The organism is Sinorhizobium sp. NG07B (assembly GCF_002532005.1).
Classification (GTDB): Bacteria; Pseudomonadota; Alphaproteobacteria; order Rhizobiales; family Rhizobiaceae; genus Sinorhizobium; species Sinorhizobium fredii_C.
The window spans coordinates 205,114-222,576 of the sequence record NZ_NWTD01000007.1 but is presented as its reverse complement, the minus strand read 5'-3'; the positions used below and the strand labels follow the sequence as shown (position 1 = coordinate 222,576).

Genomic DNA, 17,463 nt, shown 5'->3' with positions numbered 1-17,463 from the left:
AGCCCGTGCTCACAACCTGACCGGGCTACTCCGTTTGGATGTACAGGGCTTCCACCTTCGCCGTGAGAGTGAAGCGGTCAGAGCAAGGGGACCCGGGCAGGCGTGCCCGATCAGGACGAAGACGGTCGGTTTCGCTCGCGCCAGGAAGCCGGGCTGAGGCAGGTCACGCGTCGGAATTCCCGGTTGAAGTTCGACTTCGTCTGGAACCCGGACTCGAGCATCGCGGCGGTGACTGACATGTCGGTCTCCCGCAGCATCCGGCAGGCTTCGGCAATCCGGAAATCGTTGATGTATTGGGAGACGTTCTTCTGCGCCAGGCGATTGACTGCTCCGGATATCTGCCGGGCCGGCACGCCAGCGCGCCGCGCCAGCCGCGACAAGGTCAGGTTTTCGTCCCGAGACAATCGCTGCTCGGTAAGCAAATGATCGACCCGATCCAGGACCTCGCGATCCTTAGCCGCCAGCGATGCGGTATTATCACTTTTTGCCGGCAATGCGGGGAGCGGCCGCGCACGCGCTGCGACATCTGCGGTAAAGCCGAGGAAAAGCAGTTCGAGAAGACTTGCGTTGCTGACGATCAGAGCGGCATTGGCGCCTTTTGCCCACTGGAAGTCGAGGAAGATCGCGAGGTCGAACAGGGCCGAAACACAGAGCGCCGCGGCGGCGACCAGGAGGGCGCGATGTGCCTGTTGGGCGCCGTCGAGACGCGCTTCGTCCAAGGCGTCGGGGCCTGTGCGGCCGAGGTTCAGCAGCGCCAGAGCGTAGCCGACGAATAGGACGATCAACGCACCGTCGACCAGAGCCGGCGCAAGCAACATCAGCGCAATCATCCCAAGTGGCGGCGCGGCGTGAAGCCAACGGGCACCCCTTGCCCCGGCCTCCTCCCCGTGGATCAGGCAGCGGAAGCTCGCCAGCACCAGCGGCGGCAGGCAACTCGCCAGCAAGGGCAGCACGTAGCGTAGAGCCGTGATGTCATAACCCCACCGCAGGCCGACGATGATCGATTGCACGGAGCACAGGCAGAGCAGCACCAGGAACGGCCGAAGGCCTTTGTGCGGCTCGTTGCGCAGCATCGCCACAAGAAGGATCAGGAGCAGCAGGGCGACGACGAATGGCAGCGGGAGGAAAATCAAGTTCTGTCCTTCGAGGATGGCTATCGACGGTCGAATGTTGACCCAGATCGCGATTCGGGACGACCTGAATCATGATCGAGGAAGCGGAGAAGCCGGGCACGCGCAATCATTCGCAGGTCCCTTGAACCTAGCGAGATTTCCCATGATTTTTTCCCGCATCCTGGCAGCCCTTTTCTTCTGCGCGCTTTTTGCCGTACCCTGCCATGCAATCGAAACCGGCGTGCGCGAATTAAGCCTTGCCTCTCCCGAGGGCGGGCGTCGTCTTCAGGTCACCGTCTGGTATCCCGCCGAACCTGGCGGCAAAGCCGTTCTGGTGGGCGACAACCAGGTCTTCAAGGGCGCGCCGGCGCTGTCGGAAGCGCCGCTCCTCGAGGGCCGCTACCCGCTGGTCGTGATGTCGCACGGTTCCGGCGGCCGCATCCAGGGCATGAGCTGGCTCGCCGCGCAACTGGCCAGGGCCGGATTTGTCGTCGCCGGTCCCAATCATCCCGGTACGACCAGCGGCAACTCAACCCCCGCCGACACGCCGAAGCTGTGGGAGCGCACGCATGATTTATCCTTTGTGATCGACAGGCTGACGACCGATCCGCTCTGGAGCGGCGCTATAGACAAGGGCCGCATCGGCGTTATCGGCTTCTCGCTCGGAGGCGCGGCCGCCATGGAGATCGCCGGTGCCCGGGCAAACCTCGAAGCCTATGCGCGCTACTGCGATACCTACCAGACGTGGGATTGCGCCTGGTATGCAGGCGGTCAAGGCTACGTCGACGACAAAGCGATCACGGTCGACAAGGTCGACCTGCGCAAGATCGACCGGGCGCGCTTCGAACGATCGAACCTCGACCGGCGCATCAAGTCCGCCGTCCTGATCGACCCGGGCCTCGCGCAGGCCTATGACGCACAAAGCCTGAAGGAGATCGCCATCCCGATGAATTTCATCAATCTCGGCAGCGCCGGAACCATTCCCGCAGCGGTGATCGCCTCCGGGCTGGCGGCGCTGTCTCCGCATGGCTCCTACGCCACGGTCGCGCAGGCCGACCATTTCAGTTTCCTGCCCGAGTGCAAGGAGGGTGGGGCCGAGCTCTTGAAGTCGTTTGGAGAGGTCGAACCAATTTGTGACGACGGCAGCGGACGGTCCCGGGCGGATATTCATTCCGAGTTGATCATTCTCGTGCGGGAAGCTTTGCTGCGGACCCTCAAAGAGCGTTCGTGAGGTCAGAGCCGCCGGTCATCGAAGCGATGGACGGCGGCTCCTGCTAGTGGGCTGCGGGCGGCGAAGATGCTGCCGGCGGGGCTCTCCTTGGCGGTATCGGTCGGGCGCAAGGAGGTGACGAAGAGCGTCCGCCGATCCGGGCCGGCGAAGCAGGGCATGGTGGGCGCGGGCACAGGAAACAGATGCGCCTTGATCAGCCGGCCTTCCGGGGAAAAGCAATTGATGACGCCGGCCGAGACGCCGGCGCTCCAGTAGTTGCCGTCGGCATCGGTCGCCGCGCCGTCCGGCCGTCCGCGTCCCTCGTCGAGATCCGCCAGCCGCTTCCGGCCGGAGAGTTCGCCGGTCGCCGGATCGAACCGCCAGCGGTCGATCCAGGGCCCGCGCGAATCGGAGTGGAACAGGACGGTGCCATCAGCGCTCCAGGCAAGCCCGTTCGAGCAGATGATATTTTCTACCTTGCACTCGACGGCGCCTGCGGGCGTCACGCGATAAAGCGAGGCGATCGGCCGCCGGTCGACAGCGACCTCGTGCATGGTGCCGACCCAGAAGGCGCCGTCCGGCCCCACCTTGCCGTCGTTCAGGCGCGTATGTGGCCTCTCTGGCTCGATCTCTGCAATTTTGCGGACGATCGCGCCGCTTCCCGGATCGAACAGCACGACCCGGTCGCGCTGCGCCAGGACGAGACGGCCGGACCGTGCGAGCCCGAGGCTGCAGGCGCCGCCTTCCAAAGACCACTCGATGTGATCGGCCCCGGAAAGATCGGCTCGGTGAAGGGTGCCGTGACCGACGTCGACGAAGAACAGGCAGTTCCGGCGCTCGTCATAGACGGGGCTCTCGGCCACGGCGCAACGCAGGTCCAGCACGCATTCAAATGTTAAGTCGAAAGACATGTTCGCACCACGCTCTGACGCCCGGCATTTTTCGGAACGCCGTGCGAACCGACTATCTAGAGGAATTCATGAGATCTATCTCTCCTGCTTTTCTTTAACATTGCTCTTGCCCCGCCTCAACTTGTAAATTAAAAATACAGGAAACCGGCCAGGGAGATTTCCATGAAAACGACGCCCGTCACTGTCGCCGACCTCGGCGCTTCCGTCCTCTCGGTGCCGCCTCTGGCGCGTGACGCGCAGGGCGTGCCGAGCAAGGCGGAAAATCGCCGGCAGGTGGACTGGCTGCGCTCGGGCGGCGTGACGACTTATCTCTATGGCGGCAACGCCAATCTCTACAATTTCGGCGTCATGGATTTCGGCCGGCTGCTCGACATGCTCGAGGAGATCGCGCCGGCCGACGGCTGGGTGATCCCGTCGATCGGCGCCGATTTCGGCAAGGCGGCCGACCAGGCGGCCATCCTGCGAGACCGCGCCTTTCCGACGGCCATGGTCCTGCCGCTCTCCTTTCCGGCAACGCCGACAGGGCTGGCCTCCGGCTTCGCAAAGCTTGCCGACATCGGCGGCCGGCCGCTGATCGCCTATATCAAGAATGACGGCTTCATGCAGGCTTCCGACGTCGCCCGCCTGTTTCGCGACGGCGCCATCACTGCTTTGAAATATGCGGTCGTGCGTCCGGAGCCGAAGAACGACCCTTATCTCGCCGATATCCTCGACGCCGTAGGCTCCGGCGAGCGCATCGTCAGTGGCATCGGCGAGCGGCCGGCGATCGACCACATGGAAATGGGCCTGGCGGCCTTCACATCCGGCTCGGTCTGCGTCGCCCCGCATCTGTCGACAGCGATCCTGAAGGCGGGCCGCGAGGGTCGGTTCGCCGAGGCAAGGGCCCTTCGCGAAAGTTTCCTACCGCTCGAGGATCTCCGCGACGCCCACTCGCCGATCCGCGTTCTGCACGAGGCGGTGCGGCTCGCCGGCATCTGCGAAGCGGGACCGATCGGCGACTTCCTCACCAATCTCGACGGCGCCGAACGGCTCGAGGCGATCGGCAAGGCAGCGCGCGAGCTGAGAGCCAGGAGCGAGGCGGCGGCCGCGCCACGGCTGTCGGCGAGCGCCTGACGAACAATCGGCAATGGCCCTTGCCCCACCCCCCTCTGGCCTGCCGTACATCTTCCCCATAAGGGGGGAGATCGACTCGTGGCAAGGCCACCGCTTCAACAGAACGGCTTCGGCCATGCAGCGCCTCTTTATGGGTGCATCGGTCGTGCCCCACGCGCGCTCCCCCCTTGCGGGGGAAATGGCCGGCAGGCCAGAGGGGGTCAGACCGTCCGCGACGGACAACGCGGAACTTCGACTACAGGTCGCCGTAGGAGCCGGTGACGCGGGCGCGCGATTCGGTCAGGTGATAGCGCATGTGGAGGCGCGCGAGGTCGGCGTTCTGGCTGGAGATCGCCAGGAAGATCTTGCGGTGCTCCTCGAGCACCCGGCGCCGCCTATCGTCCGAGCCTTGCCGCGTGAGGCCGAGCGCCATGCGCATCGAGCCGCTCATGATGTCGCGCAGGTCCTGCAGCAGCCGCGGGAAAAGCTCGTTTCCCGCGGCTGCGGCGACGGTGAGGTGAAAGGCGAAATCCTCCTCCCAGCCCGTCTCGCCACGCTGGAAGGCCATTTCGAGCGCTTGAAGCGCCTCGCCGATCTGGTTGAGCTGCGCCTTGGTGCGCCGCATCGCGGCCAGCCCGGCGCATTCGGTCTCGAGCGCCAGGCGCGGCTCGAATGCCCTCAGATAGCTGGCGATCTCCGCCGAGGCGGCAAAGTCGGTCAGCTTGTTGGAAGGCCGCGACTTGACGAAAGTGCCTATCCCCTGACGCGACACCACCAGCCCGTCCGCCTGCAGCCGCATCAGCGCCTCGCGGACGACTGGCCGGGAGACCTGGAAGTCGCTGCAGATGCGCGCCTCGGAGGGCAGCTTCGCGCCCTCGACCAGTTGGCCGCTGGTGATCTGCTCGAGGATCTGGCCGTAAAGCACGTCGGCGAGGCGTTCGCGCCGCGCCGGTTTCAGTTTCAACGATACGTCGTTCAATAGCTTGGTCTCGCCTGTCATCTTTCTGAACAGGTCTAATTTAGCCGAGCCGATGGGGAATGCAAAGGAGGCCGCCGATGACCAAACGCAAGCACCCGGAAGATCTTAGGAGCTTCCGCTGGTTTGGCGCCAAGGACCTGCGATCCTTCGGGCACCGCTCGCGGCTCTACCAGATGGGCTATGACCAGCAGGAAATCGCCGCCAAGCCTGTTATCGCGATTATCAACACCTGGAGCGACATCAACCCCTGCCACGCGCATCTGCGCGCCCGCGCCGACGAGGTCAGGCGCGGCGTCTGGCAGGCCGGCGGCTTCCCGGTCGAGCTGCCGGCCATGTCGCTCGCCGAGACCTATGTGAAGCCGACGACGATGCTCTACCGCAACTTCCTCGCCATGGAAGTGGAGGAGCTCATCCGTTCGCATCCGGTCGACGGCGTCGTCCTGCTCGCCGGCTGCGACAAGACCACGCCGGCGACGATCATGGGGGCGATCCAGGTCGACCTGCCGACGATCTTCGTGCCGGCCGGGCCGATGCTGCGCGGCAATTATCGCGGCCAGGCGCTCGGATCCGGCTCGGATGTCTGGAAATACTGGGCCGAGAAGGAGGCCGGCCAGATCACCGAGCTGCAATGGAACGAGATGGAGCGCGGCATCGCCCGTTCCTACGGCACCTGCATGACAATGGGCACCGCCTCGACGATGACGGCGCTCGCCGATACGCTCGGCCTCTGTCTTCCCGGCGCCTCCGCCATTCCCGCCTCGGATGCCGGCCATTCGCGTATGGCGGCGCTTTCCGGGGCCCGCATCGTCGAGATGGTCTTCGAGGATCTGAAGCCCTCCGACATCCTGACCGCCAACGCCTTCGAGAATGCGCTGGCGGTGCATATGGCGATGGCCGGCTCGACCAACGCGATGATCCATCTGATCGCCATGGCGCGGCGGTGCGGCGTCCAGCTGAGCTTGGAAGATTTCGACCGCATGTCGGAAAAGGTGCCGGTGCTCTGCAACATCCGCCCGACCGGCGCATTCCTGATGGAGGATTTCTATTACGCGGGGGGTTTGCTGGCGCTCTGGAAACGGCTGGAGCCGCTGCTCAACCTCAAAGAACGCAACGTCGTCGGCACGCTTGGCAGCGCGATCGAGCGTGCCGAGGTTCACCTGCCCGAGGTGATCCGGCCGCTCGACAACCCGGTCGCCGGCCGCGGCGGCACGGCGATCCTCAAGGGCAATCTCGCGCCCGACGGCTGCGTGATGAAACCGGCCGCCGCCGACCCCGCGCTGCTCAAGCATCGCGGCCCGGCGCTCGTTTTCGATGATTACGACACCATGATGCGGGCGGTGAACGACGAGGATCTCGACGTCACCGCCGAGTCGGTGATGATCCTGCGCAATGCCGGCCCGGTCGGCGGGCCGGGCATGCCCGAATGGGGCATGCTGCCGATCCCGAAGAAACTCTTGAAACAGGGCGTGCGCGACATGGTGAGGATTTCCGATGCGCGGATGAGCGGCACCAGCTATGGCGCCTGCATCCTGCATGTGGCGCCGGAATCCTATGTCGGCGGGCCGCTGGCGGCGGTCCGCAACGGCGACATGATCGCCCTCGACGTCGCCGGGCGGACGCTGACCCTCGAGGTCGAGGCGGCCGAGATCGAACGCCGGCTTTCGGAATGGCGGCCGCCGGAGCGCGACTATTCGCGCGGCTATCTGAAGATGCATGCCGAACACATCCAGCAGGCGCCGGAGGGCTGCGACTTCACCTTCCTGCAGTCGCCCCACAAGCTGCCCGAGCCGGAGATTCATTGAGGCAATACCGATGATCAAACGACTTCTGGTGACGGGCGCCGGCGGCCGCCTCGGGCATCTTCTGCGCGAGCCGCTGAAAGGATCGGCGGAGATCCTGCGCCTCTCCGACATCGTTGACATCTCTCCTTCCCGTCCGGGCGAGGAAGTGGTGCGATGCGACCTCGCCGATCGTGCGGCGGTCGATACACTGGCGCGCGACTGCGACATGATCCTGCATCTCGGAGCGATCTCGGGCGAAGCGAGCTTCGACGCGCTGATTCAGGCGAATTTCCTCGGCACCTACAATCTCTACGAGGCGGCTCGCAAGGCCGGCGTCCGGCGCATCCTCTTCGCGAGCACCAACCATGTGATCGGCTTCCACCCGGTCGGCGAAGGGCTCGACGACAGGTCGGAGCGACGGCCGGACAGCCTCTACGGCGTCAGCAAGTGTTTCGGCGAGGACCTTTCGCGGCTCTATTACGACAAGTTCGGCCTCGAAACGGCCTGCCTCCGGATCGGCAGTTGCTTCGAAGCACCGAAGGACCGCCGCACGCTCTCCACCTGGCTCAGCCCGCGCGATTTCCTTTCGCTCGTCCGAAAGCTCATCGGGGCCCCCGTGATCGGCCATCTGGTGCTCTACGGCGTCTCGGCAAACCGCGACGCCTGGTGGTCGAACGCCCATGCCGATTTCCTCGGCTGGGAGCCGCAGGACACGAGCGAGCCCTATCGCGAGAAGATCGAGCGGCGCGAAGGCCAGCCCGCCGGTGGCAGCCACTACCAGGGCGGCCGGCTCGCGACCAAGGGGATAGTCGGTAAGCGGTGAAACACGTTTGACACTGGGGCCTAAGTACCGGTTTGGTCGTCGTCGACAGAGTCAGTACACCAGCGTGGCCAAGATCAATCCCGCATAGGTAAGTTGGTGCATCAATTGATCCGCACCATGCATAGCCCAGTAGGCGCGGGTCGAAGCGTCAGCGCTACTGCGCAGTGACAAGAACGCCTTCGCGTAATCGATGAGGTAATGAACGATGAATTCGGCAAGGACGAGAACGACAACCCGTCCCAAGTCGGCGCCGACCAGAAGCAGCGCCGGAACGGTTCCGAGCGCATGGGTCCCCGCATGGACATAGCCGCCGATCATCCGCAAATCGCCTTTGCCACGCAGAACCCAGTCCGGCTGCAGCACGTAATCAGCAACGAAATGCTTGAGCTGTAAGCAAGCAATCATCATCGCCGTGATAAGTGCCATTTCCATTGTCTCCTCCCTGAAACGCGACATCCGGCGGGTCTATCGTGTACACGGCCACTGGTTCGGCCTTGCCGCGGACCGTAGCTAGGCCGAGAGACGTCGTGTGCGCAAATGCATCGGACGCCTGCACCGTCGCGTCGCTGAGGACGATCTCGACGCCATACTCCTTGGCAACGCCCACGAGCCTGCTCGCCAGATTGACCGTGTCGCCGATGGCGGTGTAGCTCAGCCGCTCAGCCGAGCCGATATTGCCGATCAGCGCCGTCCCGCTGTTGATGCCGATGCGCACGCGGACCTCGCCATGCCCGACCGAGACGGGCGGCTCTGTGTGCATCGCATCCCGGATTGCCGTTGCGGCGCGGCAGGCCCGAGCGGCGTGATCCGCCTGCCTTCCGGGTGCATTCCAGATGGCCATAACGGCATCGCCGATGAACTTGTCGACCGTACCGCCCTCCGCATGGATGGCGGCGACCGCGGTCGTCAGGAAGCGCGTCAGGTGCGGCTCGACGGCCGGTCCGAGCCTCTCGGTCAGTTCCGTGAACCCGGGCAGGTCGGCGAACATCACCGTAATGTCGCAAAGCTCACCGCCCGGCTTCGGCTCGATGCTACCTTCGACGAGCGGCCGCACGACGTCGAGCGGCATGTAGCGAGCAAAGGCCGAAAGCCCGATCGACATACGCTTCAAGGCGTCGGAGAAGTCGTTGAGCTCGGCCAGAAAGGTCGGGTGATGCCGGACGCTCTCAAACGAGAAGTGCTCGACCGCACGCAACTGTACCGCCAGCCGCGCGAGCGGCCGAGCAAAGAGCAAATTGGCGAAGACGACGGCCGTGGTTGCCGCGAGACCCGCAATTGCCAACACTGCGATCGGAATGCGCCGGATATTCTCGTCGATGCCGCTTGCGAAGGTCGACCGAGGCGTGGCGGTGATGAGCCGCCATCGCTCAAACGGAAGGCGCGACGACGACACAAAGACGGGTCCGAGTGCGGCGCTTTGCGTGACGGCACGAAACGCAGCTCCTCCGTTGAGAGCCACCGCCTCTGCCGCGGCCGCCGTGACGGCATCAGACTTCGGGAAATCGGAAAAGTGCGCCGCCATCACACCGTCGGAAGGCTGCGAGTTGGCCAGTACGCGGCCATGCTCATCGAGAACGAAGGCCTTGCTGCCGACTGGCATGTTGACCGCCTTGAGCGCTTGCGACAGGCGTCTGAGACTAACCGCCACCATCACCACGCCGGCAAACTTCCCGAACATGTCGACGCGCGTCGAGAGGACGATGGATGGCTCGAACCCGTTCGGCAGAACATTGGTGACCGTCCAGACAGGGTCACCTCCGTCCCTTCCCAGACGATACCAGGGCGCGCCGAGCGCCACATAGGCGCTTTCCGCCTTGATGCGCTGCTCGAAAAAGATGTCTCCGGGGATCGGCCGATAGCGGTCACGCCTGAGTTGACGCAATTCTCCCGGCTCGGCGACGCCGATTTCGACCATTTCGATCCGCCCGTCGGCAGTCGCATGCGAACCGAAGAAGCGCCCATCCGGAAAGCCGAAGCCAATCCAGGTGATCGCCGACTGTTCGCGTAACAGGGAAAGGAACAGGAACTCGCGTTTCACCTCGTCGCCGGCGCTGATGGCACCCTGGAAAAAGATGGATCGGACGATCTCAGCCGTGCTCGAAACGAGGGCGAGCGTCGAGGTGAGATCATTGCGGACGGACCCGGCCGTCTGCGTATCGAGACTGGCTACGACCTCGTCGATGTTCTCGCTGGCGGCACGCTGCCAGATAAGATGGATGAGCGCGGCAGTCGACAGGACCGCGAGCAAGAGCAGAAGCACGACGACTTGGGCGAGCTTCGGGCGATACATCGCTAGCCCTCGTTTCTGCCGGTGATCAAACGGGCGGCCCGATCGTTGCGGACATAAGCATGGGCCCAGTCGAGAAAGACCACGAGGCGATTACGGAAGCCGACGAGGAACCAGAGGTGGGCGAAGTTCCAGACGAGCCATGCGGCATAGCCGGAGAGCCTGGCATTGCCGAAATCCGCAACTGCTGCCTTGCGGCCGATGGTCGCGAGATTGCCGTAGTCACGGTAACGGAATGGCGTCGACTGCCGTCCCGCCACGTCGTCGAGAATGGCGCGCGCCGCGTAGCGACCCATCTGCTTGGCCGCCGGTGCCACGCCCGGTACAGGGCACCCGTCCACACCAGCGACTGAAGCAGTGTCACCGATGACGAATATTTCGCCGTGCCCCGGCGGATTGAGGCGCCCGTCGACCAGGACCCGTCCGGCACGGTCGGCCGGCGCGGCGATCCACTTGGCGGCGCGCGAAGCCATGACGCCTGCGGCCCAGAGAATGCAGGCGGAGCCGATTTCAGTTCCGTCCGCCAGCCGCACGCCGCTGTCGTCGCAGTCGGCGACGGCATTGCCGAGCAGGACCTCGACGCCAAGCCTTTCGAGTTGTCTCTGGGCTTTCCTCGAAAGGCAGGGCGGCATCGCTGGCAGTATCCGCTCACCCGCCTCGACGAGCACGACCCGGGCGGAGGACGAATCGATGCGCCGAAAATCACGAACGATCGTCCTTCGCGAGAGCTCGGCGATGGCGCCGGCCAGTTCGACACCGGTCGGCCCGCCGCCGACGACAACAAAGGTCAACAGCGTCTGACGCAAGCGGGGGTCATCGGTCACCTCCGCCCGTTCGAAGGCGGAGAGGATGCGCGCCCGGATCGCCGTCGCATCCGTGATCGTCTTCAGGCCCGGGGCGTGGTCCGCCCAAGTATGGTTGCCGAAATAAGTGTGGCGGGCGCCGGTCGCGACGATCAGGTAGTCATAGGGGATGCGCCGGCTACCGGTCACGACGCATCGCGCGCCGGTATCGACCGCCTCGATCTTGTCCATCAGAACCGTGGCATTCGACTGCCGTGAAAGAATGCGGCGGATGGGCATGGCAATCTGCGCCGGCGAGAGTCCCGCGGTCGCCACCTGATAAAGGAGAGGCTGGAACAGGTGATAGTTTCGCCGGTCGATGACGGTGACTTCGACCGGCGCGCGGCGAAGCGTCAACGCTGCATTCAGGCCGCCGAAGCCCGCACCGAGAATGACCACGCGCGGCCGGTGCATTGTCGGCTCCACGCCGGCCGCGATCTTGCCCGGCGCGGAGCCGCTCTGAACAGGCGTCACCGACATCGCTCAGCCTCCGGCACGGATGCGTCGGGCGACCAGATGATCGACGGAAATGACGCCGGCGCCGCGCGATAGGATGAGCAGGAGCAAGCTCGTCCACATCAGATGCTCGACCCAATGATCCGGGTAGACGAAGATCTGGATGGTGGCGACGACGCCGAGCAGCATCAGCGACGCGAGCCGCGCGAGCAGTCCCAGGGCGAGCATCGCCGCGCCACTGAGTTCCGCCGCTGTTGCCATCAGGGCGGCCAATCCGGGATCGAGCAGCGGCACGCGATATTCGAAGGCGAATAGCTGGAGCGTTATCGGCCAGGATGCAAGCTTCGTCTGAGCGGATTGCCAGAAAATCTCTGCGATCGCCGCGCGGGATGCGAGTTGCACGATCGATAGCGGCAGGGCGGTCGCCAACGCCACGACAGTGTCGTGAAGCCTGTATATCGTTTTGGAAATACTGACGGGTGTTGCGCGCATTGTGGTCATGACACTCTCTCCTGTTGGTTGGAAGACCGCTTCATGCGATGGATGCCGATGACGAGTTCGCTGACGAAAAGGCCCGTCAGCGCGCGGGCAATATCGAACTCAGGCGAATGGCGGCAGGCGCGAGCGACCGCAGCCTCGATTCCGCTGCCCCGCATCAACATGTGCCAGAACGCAAACTCCGCGGCGTCGAGGCGCAGGAAGCGAACGGTGTCGGCACGTCTCCACAGCGCAATGCGTTCCGGCTCCCGTTCGAGATGGGCGAGTTTGTCGGGATTGCCTCCCTGCTGGTGCGCCGCCCATATGCTGAGGGCGGGCCAGCGGCAGAGAACAAGTCGCAACGAGGGCTGTAGGAAAAGCGCGAAGGACCCGCTCGAAAGCCCTTCGTAGAGCTCGATGATTGTGCTTGGCCGCTCCAACGGAGCGTCGAGCGCTTCGGCGATCTTCCACTCCAAACGCGCCACCTCGGAAACGAACGGCATATCGGCGGTTCCCTCGAAGCGCGCGAGGAATGGCGCAAATCCTGCGCCGTAACGCGAAAGGCGCGGCTCTTGTGGCGGGCTGTTCCGGATGAAGCAGCCGGCTAGGTAAGTGAAGTAGCGCTCGTCGAGCAGCCGCACCGTCACGGGAAACACGGCCTTCAACGTCGTCGTGAGCGAGACCAACGTATTGTTGCGGTAGATATTGAGCCGCCTTGCGGGATCGAAACGACCCCGCTCGAGGAGCGGCAGGATATCGGCGGGACCGGTCGTCAGAACCGCACGCGCGACGACGCTCTGCAAGGCTTCAATGGAGGACATGGCCGTCCCTCCTGCAATGGTCCGTTGGGCACTTGCCGCAAGCGGCTCTAACTGCTGCTATGGCAGCGAGCGCCGGGAAACGGATGCCACTGGCGTTGTCGCGGCGGGGTAGCGTCATTGTCTCGAAACGGCTGTCCGGCACGGCGACCGGCAGCTCCTCCGGGCGCTCGCCGAAAGCGATACTGCGGGCGAGCATGTCTGCCCACATGGCTTCGCCCAATAGGACCTCGAGCGGCGGCACATCCGTGTCCCATTCGATCAGTGTCGGTCGCGGGCCGATCCTGCGGAGAGCGTGGGCATAGAGCGACCAGACGGCCGGCGGCACGCGCGACCCATGGTCGTCGATGAGAATGACGTCGCCGTCGACCTCGTTGACGGCGTGGCCGGCAAGGTGAATTTCACCGATCGCTTCGGCAGGCAGGGCGTCGATAAACTCCAATGCATCGAAATCGAGGTTGCTTGCGGAGACATGCACGTTGTTGACGTCCAGCAGCAAGCCGCAACCCGTCCGGTTGACGAGCTCGCTCAGGAACTCGGCCTCGGTCATGCTCGATTCTGCAAAGGCCAGGTAGGCCGAAAGGTTTTCGATGAACACCTGACGCTTGAGCGTGTCCTGCAGCCGGCCGATGTTCCCGGAAACGATGGCGAGCGCCTCGTCATCGTAACGGAGCGGCAGGAGGTCGTTGAGGTAGGCGCCGTCGGCGACGCTCCAAGCAAGGTGCTCCGAGACGATCGCCGGCTGGAAGCGCTCACAGACGAGACGCAGCCGCTCCAGATGAGCTCGGTCGAGACCCGAGGCGCTGCCGAGCGACAGTCCGACGCCGTGCACCGAAAGCGGATAAACCTCGCGCAGCTTCTCGAGCGCATCCACGGCCGCTGATTGGCCCATGTAGTTTTCGGCATGGACTTCCAGCCAACCCGCAGCAGGCCTGCGGGAAAGCACCTCGGCAATGTGTATCGAACGGAGGCCGATGCCCGCAGCGCACGGCACCGGGTGGGTTGGAAACGTCTTGGGCATCGGTCTACTCCCTTTTTGCTTGTTTTCCGGAGGCCGTCAGGCCTTGGGGGCGTTGCTGCCGCCGGCGATCTTTCCGCAGGTGCCGGCAGGCACGTAGATCCAGGCATCCGCCTGGTCGTCCATCGTCGAGGTGCCCGCGCAGGAATGCGTGGCTGTCTGGCAGTCGTTCTGCCCGGCCTTGACGATCCCGTAGCATTTCTCGAACGAGAACTCCGGCTGGGCGGCCGGTCCTGCCGATGCGGTCGACGCCGAGACGGAGGCGATCGCGGCAAGCGCGGAACTGATGAGCGTACGAGTGTTGATCATTGAACATCTCCTGGATTTGACGTTGTTCAAACCGGGTATCGGCCTGATACCGACAAGCTTCGCAGACCGCTCGAGCTCTTTGAAATGCTGTTCAGGCATGGTTTCGATAGGCCGAAATATCCGCCGGTGACGGGCGCACCTGAGACGAAAAAAGCCCCCCGGATCGGGCCTATCGGGCCGTATCGGGAGGCAGGACTGCCGCGGGAGGGAGATGGCAAGGGAGGTGCGCTCGACCGGTGGCGACGCGCCTGATTGGTCGGGAAGCGTCGAACCGCCTAGAGGTAACGCGTACTGATATCGACGCTCGAACGCTTCCCTATCGCGTCATAGTTCGCCATCAGCCAGTCCTCCGCGCATTGTCGACCGCGGTCACGGAGGTCCACGAGGGCTCCCCACTCGGCATTCAGCTTGCTTGAGACGCTGAGGTTTCTCATTGTCTCGTCGTCGGAGATGCCGTGCACGAATATCCGTTTGAGCCCGAGGGAATTACCCGTCTCGGAATCGATCAGTTGCGTCACGAAAGCGATTGCTCGCATCTCCCTGAGCAGCGACGAATTGAAGCTGATTTCGTTGATCCTGTTCAGGATTTCAGCCGCAGTCCGCGGCAGTTCCGTTCGCTCGAGGGGATTGATGTGCACCACCAGCACATCCGGAGTATCGCAGCCGTAGATCAAAGGGAAAATTGCCGGGTTCCCCATGTAGCCGCCATCCCAGTAGGCCTCGCCATCGATCTCGACGGCCTGGAAGAGGAACGGCAGACAGGCGGATGCCATCACCGCATCGATCGAGATCTCGTCATTGGAAAAAACCTTCACCTTGCCGGAGCGCACGTTGGTGGCGCAAATGTTCAGCTTCACGGGACAACGGGACATGCGGATCGCATCGAGATCGATCGACTGTTCCAGAACCTGGCGCAGCGGATTGTAGTTCAATGGGTTGAACTGGTAGGGCGATAGCAGCCGCGTCACCATGTCGAACACGACGAAGGCGGGCGAATACTCCAAGGATTTCGCCCCGGTCAGGCGGTCGAGCAAACTCGGCTGCAGAGGACTGAAGGCTGCCGCATGGCTGATGCGACGCCAGAAATTGGCGAGAGCCCTTTGCGCGCCGCTGCGTCCACCCTCCGCAAGCCCATAGGCCAGGACGGCGGCGTTCATCGCGCCGGCACTGGTCGCAACGATGCCTTCGAAGGAAAGGTTCGCCTCGTCGAGCAGCCGGTCGAGCACGCCCCAGGTGAATGCGCCATGCGCACCGCCGCCCTGAAGCGCCAAGTTTATCGTTCGTGGTGGACGGACGTCCACGGACGCCCTTTCATGGTCGTGAGACGCCGGCAACTTCACGTTGGCGTGCTTGTTCATGGCTCTCCTCCTTTTTTGCCACGGGCAATCAATGCGCTGTCCATCCGCCATCGACGGGGATCGCCGCCCCGGTTATGGAGGCTGCGGCACTGGTGCACAGAAAGACGCTCAGCGCCCCCATCTCCTCGACGGTCGCGAAGCGCTTGGTCGGCTGGTTCTTCAGGAACACATCGCGGATGACGGCATCGCGCGCGATGCCGTGGGACTTTGCCTGGTCGTCGATCTGCTGTTCAACGAGCGGCGTCCACACATAGCCAGGGCAGATCGCATTCGCCGTTATGCCGAACTCGGCGCCCTCCAGAGCTAAGACCTTCGTCAGACCGACGAGGCCGTGCTTGGCCGCCACATAAGCCGATTTGAACGGAGATGCGACGAGCCCATGAGCCGAGGCGATGTTGATGATCCGTCCATACCCGCGGGACTGCATTTGGCCATAGGTCGCCTGAACAAGATGGAACGCGGCGGAGAGGTTGACCGCCATGATCGCGTCCCACTTGGCGGCCGGAAATTCGGCAAGCGGCGCGACATGCTGGATGCCGGCATTGTTGACGACGATGTCGACCTGGCCGAAGCGTGCGACGGCGCGCGCCACCATCATCCGAATCGCCTCGGGGCTCGACATGTCCGCGCTGTCGAACGCGACGTCGACATCGTTTTCGTCCGCCATCGCAGCTCGTTGACCCTCGATCTCGGCCGGGTTGCCGAAACCGTTGAGCATCACCGCGGCACCCGCCCTTGCCATTGCCTGTGCGATGCCGAGACCGATACCACTTGTTGAACCGGTCACGATGGCACTGCGGCCCTCGAGCGTCCTGCGCCCGAACATTGAATCGATCTCTGCGTCAGTTGCCTTGAGCATGTAACGTCTCCTCACGTCTCGGCCGAAGAGCCTTTTCGAGTAGAGGATGCCGCCATATTCATTCCAACTGAAATGCTACTGTGCTATGAAATCGATAGGTGAATTGCATTGGTACAGGCGCCACGCGCGTAGGAAGTTGGCCGCCTCGACAAAACCTTGCGGGGGCGGGCATGGACATTCACCACGTGCGGTATTTCCTAGCAGTCTGCGAGACGCGGAACTTCACGCGGGCGGCAGAAAAGTCCAACGTGACCCAGCCAGCACTCAGCCGGGCAATTCAACAGCTCGAAGACGAGGTCGGTGGGCTCTTGTTTCGGCGGGAACGGAACCTGACCCACCTTACGGATCTCGGAAACCTACTTCGACCACGATTCCAATCAATTCTCGACGAACTATCCGGCGTTAGGCAGGAGGCGTCGCGCTTCCTGTGCCTTGAGGATGCGCATGTGAAGGTCGGCATCATGTGCACAATCGGGCCGCGTCGGTTCACCGGTCTCCTGACCGACTTCAACATGCGCCACCGAGGCATCCAGCTTCAGCTCGTCGAAGGCGTGCCGTCCAGGCTTTCAGAGCTGCTTGAAGAGGGAGAGATCGATGTCGCTGTCATGGCGAGCAGCGACCGCTTTCCCGAACGCTTCGACGTGACGCCGCTGTTTCGTGAAAGATTCATGCTTGCCTTTCCCGCCGGTCACCGTCTCTGCCAATACGAGGCCGTTCCCATCACCGCGATAGATGGTGAAATTTACCTAAGGCGCGTGAACTGCGAATATTGGGATTATTTGACGGACTTATGCGAGTCCTCTGGCGTGAAGACGCGCATCTCCTATTCGAGCGAGCGGGAGGACTGGATTCAGAACATGGTGGCCGGTGGCCTCGGAATCTGCTTCATTCCCGAATACAGTGCCGTCATTCCTGGCCTCCAGGTCCGCCCCGTAACCGAGCCGGAGGTTAGTCGGGAGATCTGCCTCGTTACCGTCGCGGGTCGTCGGTTCTCGCCGGCCGTTGCCACCTTCGTCGCAGCCGTCAAATCTTACGGCTGGGCCACACCGCATTCCGGCATAGACATGCGCCGGTCGGCCGCCGATACCTCACCTCTTGCGCAATAGCTCTGAGCTATGGAATTCAAAAGCA

At 63.6% G+C, this 17,463-nt stretch carries 17 protein-coding genes; 5 read left to right on the top strand and 12 right to left on the bottom strand.

Annotation, left to right across the window (positions count from 1 at the left end):
- Positions 1–110: 110 nt before the first annotated feature.
- Positions 111–1,133 carry an AraC family transcriptional regulator gene (locus CO664_RS22070; protein ID WP_037415937.1) on the bottom strand — a complete coding sequence of 341 codons (1,023 nt, stop codon included), beginning with the start codon at positions 1,131–1,133 and terminating at the stop codon, positions 111–113.
- A gap of 142 nt (positions 1,134–1,275) precedes the next feature.
- Between CO664_RS22070 and CO664_RS22065 the strand changes: the two genes are divergently transcribed.
- A complete protein-coding gene (locus CO664_RS22065; protein WP_097539906.1) occupies positions 1,276–2,343 on the top strand; it encodes a dienelactone hydrolase family protein in 1,068 nt (355 codons plus the stop codon).
- A 2-nt stretch (positions 2,344–2,345) separates the two neighbouring features.
- Here the strand turns inward: CO664_RS22065 and CO664_RS22060 are convergent, their stop codons facing one another.
- On the bottom strand, positions 2,346–3,233 hold the full coding sequence (locus CO664_RS22060) for an SMP-30/gluconolactonase/LRE family protein (protein WP_097539905.1): 888 nt from the start codon (positions 3,231–3,233) through the stop codon (positions 2,346–2,348).
- Positions 3,234–3,395: 162 nt separating this feature from the next.
- Here CO664_RS22060 and CO664_RS22055 point away from each other — a divergent pair, with 162 nt between their 5' ends.
- Entirely contained in the window at positions 3,396–4,346 is a 951-nt protein-coding gene (locus tag CO664_RS22055) for a dihydrodipicolinate synthase family protein (RefSeq protein ID WP_097539904.1), read from the top strand.
- A 235-nt stretch (positions 4,347–4,581) separates the two neighbouring features.
- Here the strand turns inward: CO664_RS22055 and CO664_RS22050 are convergent, their stop codons facing one another.
- Positions 4,582–5,304 (bottom strand): FadR/GntR family transcriptional regulator, encoded by a 723-nt coding sequence (locus CO664_RS22050; RefSeq protein WP_037416018.1) that lies wholly within the window; start codon positions 5,302–5,304, stop codon positions 4,582–4,584.
- A 77-nt stretch (positions 5,305–5,381) separates the two neighbouring features.
- Between CO664_RS22050 and araD the strand changes: the two genes are divergently transcribed.
- Both araD and CO664_RS22040 read left to right on the top strand, forming a co-directional pair.
- Positions 5,382–7,106 (top strand): L-arabinonate dehydratase, encoded by a 1,725-nt coding sequence (gene araD / locus CO664_RS22045; RefSeq protein WP_097527442.1) that lies wholly within the window; start codon positions 5,382–5,384, stop codon positions 7,104–7,106.
- Positions 7,107–7,116: 10 nt separating this feature from the next.
- The gene (locus CO664_RS22040; RefSeq protein WP_176536643.1) at positions 7,117–7,908 is read left to right on the top strand and encodes an NAD(P)-dependent oxidoreductase; all 792 of its coding nucleotides are present in this window, start codon (positions 7,117–7,119) and stop codon (positions 7,906–7,908) included.
- Positions 7,909–7,959: 51 nt separating this feature from the next.
- Here the strand turns inward: CO664_RS22040 and CO664_RS22035 are convergent, their stop codons facing one another.
- The 9 genes from CO664_RS22035 to CO664_RS21995 all read right to left on the bottom strand — a co-directional run bounded on the left by CO664_RS22035 (position 7,960) and on the right by CO664_RS21995 (position 16,332).
- The gene (locus tag CO664_RS22035) at positions 7,960–8,340 is read right to left on the bottom strand and encodes a DUF3307 domain-containing protein (protein ID WP_097527440.1); all 381 of its coding nucleotides are present in this window, start codon (positions 8,338–8,340) and stop codon (positions 7,960–7,962) included.
- Positions 8,276–10,198 carry an adenylate/guanylate cyclase domain-containing protein gene (locus tag CO664_RS22030; protein WP_097539902.1) on the bottom strand — a complete coding sequence of 641 codons (1,923 nt, stop codon included), beginning with the start codon at positions 10,196–10,198 and terminating at the stop codon, positions 8,276–8,278. The genes CO664_RS22035 and CO664_RS22030 overlap by 65 nt, the downstream gene beginning before the upstream one ends.
- A gap of 2 nt (positions 10,199–10,200) precedes the next feature.
- Positions 10,201–11,517: an NAD(P)/FAD-dependent oxidoreductase gene (locus CO664_RS22025; RefSeq protein WP_097539901.1), complete on the bottom strand. Its 1,317-nt coding sequence runs from the start codon at positions 11,515–11,517 to the stop codon at positions 10,201–10,203.
- A gap of 3 nt (positions 11,518–11,520) precedes the next feature.
- A complete protein-coding gene (locus CO664_RS22020; RefSeq protein WP_037415906.1) occupies positions 11,521–11,994 on the bottom strand; it encodes a DoxX family membrane protein in 474 nt (157 codons plus the stop codon).
- Positions 11,991–12,791, bottom strand: a complete 801-nt coding sequence (locus CO664_RS22015) for a putative DNA-binding domain-containing protein (protein ID WP_097539900.1) — start codon at positions 12,789–12,791, stop codon at positions 11,991–11,993. Before CO664_RS22015 ends, CO664_RS22020 begins: the two co-directional genes overlap by 4 nt.
- Positions 12,778–13,809, bottom strand: a complete 1,032-nt coding sequence (locus CO664_RS22010; RefSeq protein ID WP_037415899.1) for a DUF692 domain-containing protein — start codon at positions 13,807–13,809, stop codon at positions 12,778–12,780. Before CO664_RS22010 ends, CO664_RS22015 begins: the two co-directional genes overlap by 14 nt.
- Before the next feature lie 36 nt (positions 13,810–13,845).
- Entirely contained in the window at positions 13,846–14,115 is a 270-nt protein-coding gene (locus tag CO664_RS22005; RefSeq protein ID WP_018237578.1) for a DUF2282 domain-containing protein, read from the bottom strand.
- 275 nt (positions 14,116–14,390) lie between these two features.
- Positions 14,391–15,473 carry a patatin-like phospholipase family protein gene (locus tag CO664_RS22000; RefSeq protein WP_097539899.1) on the bottom strand — a complete coding sequence of 361 codons (1,083 nt, stop codon included), beginning with the start codon at positions 15,471–15,473 and terminating at the stop codon, positions 14,391–14,393.
- Positions 15,474–15,501: 28 nt separating this feature from the next.
- The gene (locus tag CO664_RS21995) at positions 15,502–16,332 is read right to left on the bottom strand and encodes a 3-hydroxybutyrate dehydrogenase (protein WP_097539898.1); all 831 of its coding nucleotides are present in this window, start codon (positions 16,330–16,332) and stop codon (positions 15,502–15,504) included.
- A 170-nt stretch (positions 16,333–16,502) separates the two neighbouring features.
- Here CO664_RS21995 and CO664_RS21990 point away from each other — a divergent pair, with 170 nt between their 5' ends.
- Positions 16,503–17,438, top strand: coding sequence for a LysR family transcriptional regulator (locus CO664_RS21990; RefSeq protein ID WP_097539897.1), 936 nt, complete (start codon positions 16,503–16,505; stop codon positions 17,436–17,438).
- Positions 17,439–17,463 lie beyond the last annotated feature (25 nt).

Coding starts and splice junctions, on each gene's coding strand:
- CO664_RS22065 (WP_097539906.1), top strand. CDS start 1,276: ATGATTTTTTCCCGCATCCTGGCAGCCCTTTTCTTCTGCGCGCTTTTT.
- CO664_RS22060 (WP_097539905.1), bottom strand. CDS start 3,233: ATGTCTTTCGACTTAACATTTGAATGCGTGCTGGACCTGCGTTGCGCC.
- CO664_RS22055 (WP_097539904.1), top strand. CDS start 3,396: ATGAAAACGACGCCCGTCACTGTCGCCGACCTCGGCGCTTCCGTCCTC.
- araD (WP_097527442.1), top strand. CDS start 5,382: ATGACCAAACGCAAGCACCCGGAAGATCTTAGGAGCTTCCGCTGGTTT.
- CO664_RS22040 (WP_176536643.1), top strand. CDS start 7,117: ATGATCAAACGACTTCTGGTGACGGGCGCCGGCGGCCGCCTCGGGCAT.
- CO664_RS22035 (WP_097527440.1), bottom strand. CDS start 8,340: ATGGAAATGGCACTTATCACGGCGATGATGATTGCTTGCTTACAGCTC.
- CO664_RS22030 (WP_097539902.1), bottom strand. CDS start 10,198: ATGTATCGCCCGAAGCTCGCCCAAGTCGTCGTGCTTCTGCTCTTGCTC.
- CO664_RS22025 (WP_097539901.1), bottom strand. CDS start 11,517: ATGTCGGTGACGCCTGTTCAGAGCGGCTCCGCGCCGGGCAAGATCGCG.
- CO664_RS22020 (WP_037415906.1), bottom strand. CDS start 11,994: ATGACCACAATGCGCGCAACACCCGTCAGTATTTCCAAAACGATATAC.
- CO664_RS22015 (WP_097539900.1), bottom strand. CDS start 12,791: ATGTCCTCCATTGAAGCCTTGCAGAGCGTCGTCGCGCGTGCGGTTCTG.
- CO664_RS22010 (WP_037415899.1), bottom strand. CDS start 13,809: ATGCCCAAGACGTTTCCAACCCACCCGGTGCCGTGCGCTGCGGGCATC.
- CO664_RS22005 (WP_018237578.1), bottom strand. CDS start 14,115: ATGATCAACACTCGTACGCTCATCAGTTCCGCGCTTGCCGCGATCGCC.
- CO664_RS22000 (WP_097539899.1), bottom strand. CDS start 15,473: ATGAACAAGCACGCCAACGTGAAGTTGCCGGCGTCTCACGACCATGAA.
- CO664_RS21995 (WP_097539898.1), bottom strand. CDS start 16,332: ATGCTCAAGGCAACTGACGCAGAGATCGATTCAATGTTCGGGCGCAGG.
- CO664_RS21990 (WP_097539897.1), top strand. CDS start 16,503: ATGGACATTCACCACGTGCGGTATTTCCTAGCAGTCTGCGAGACGCGG.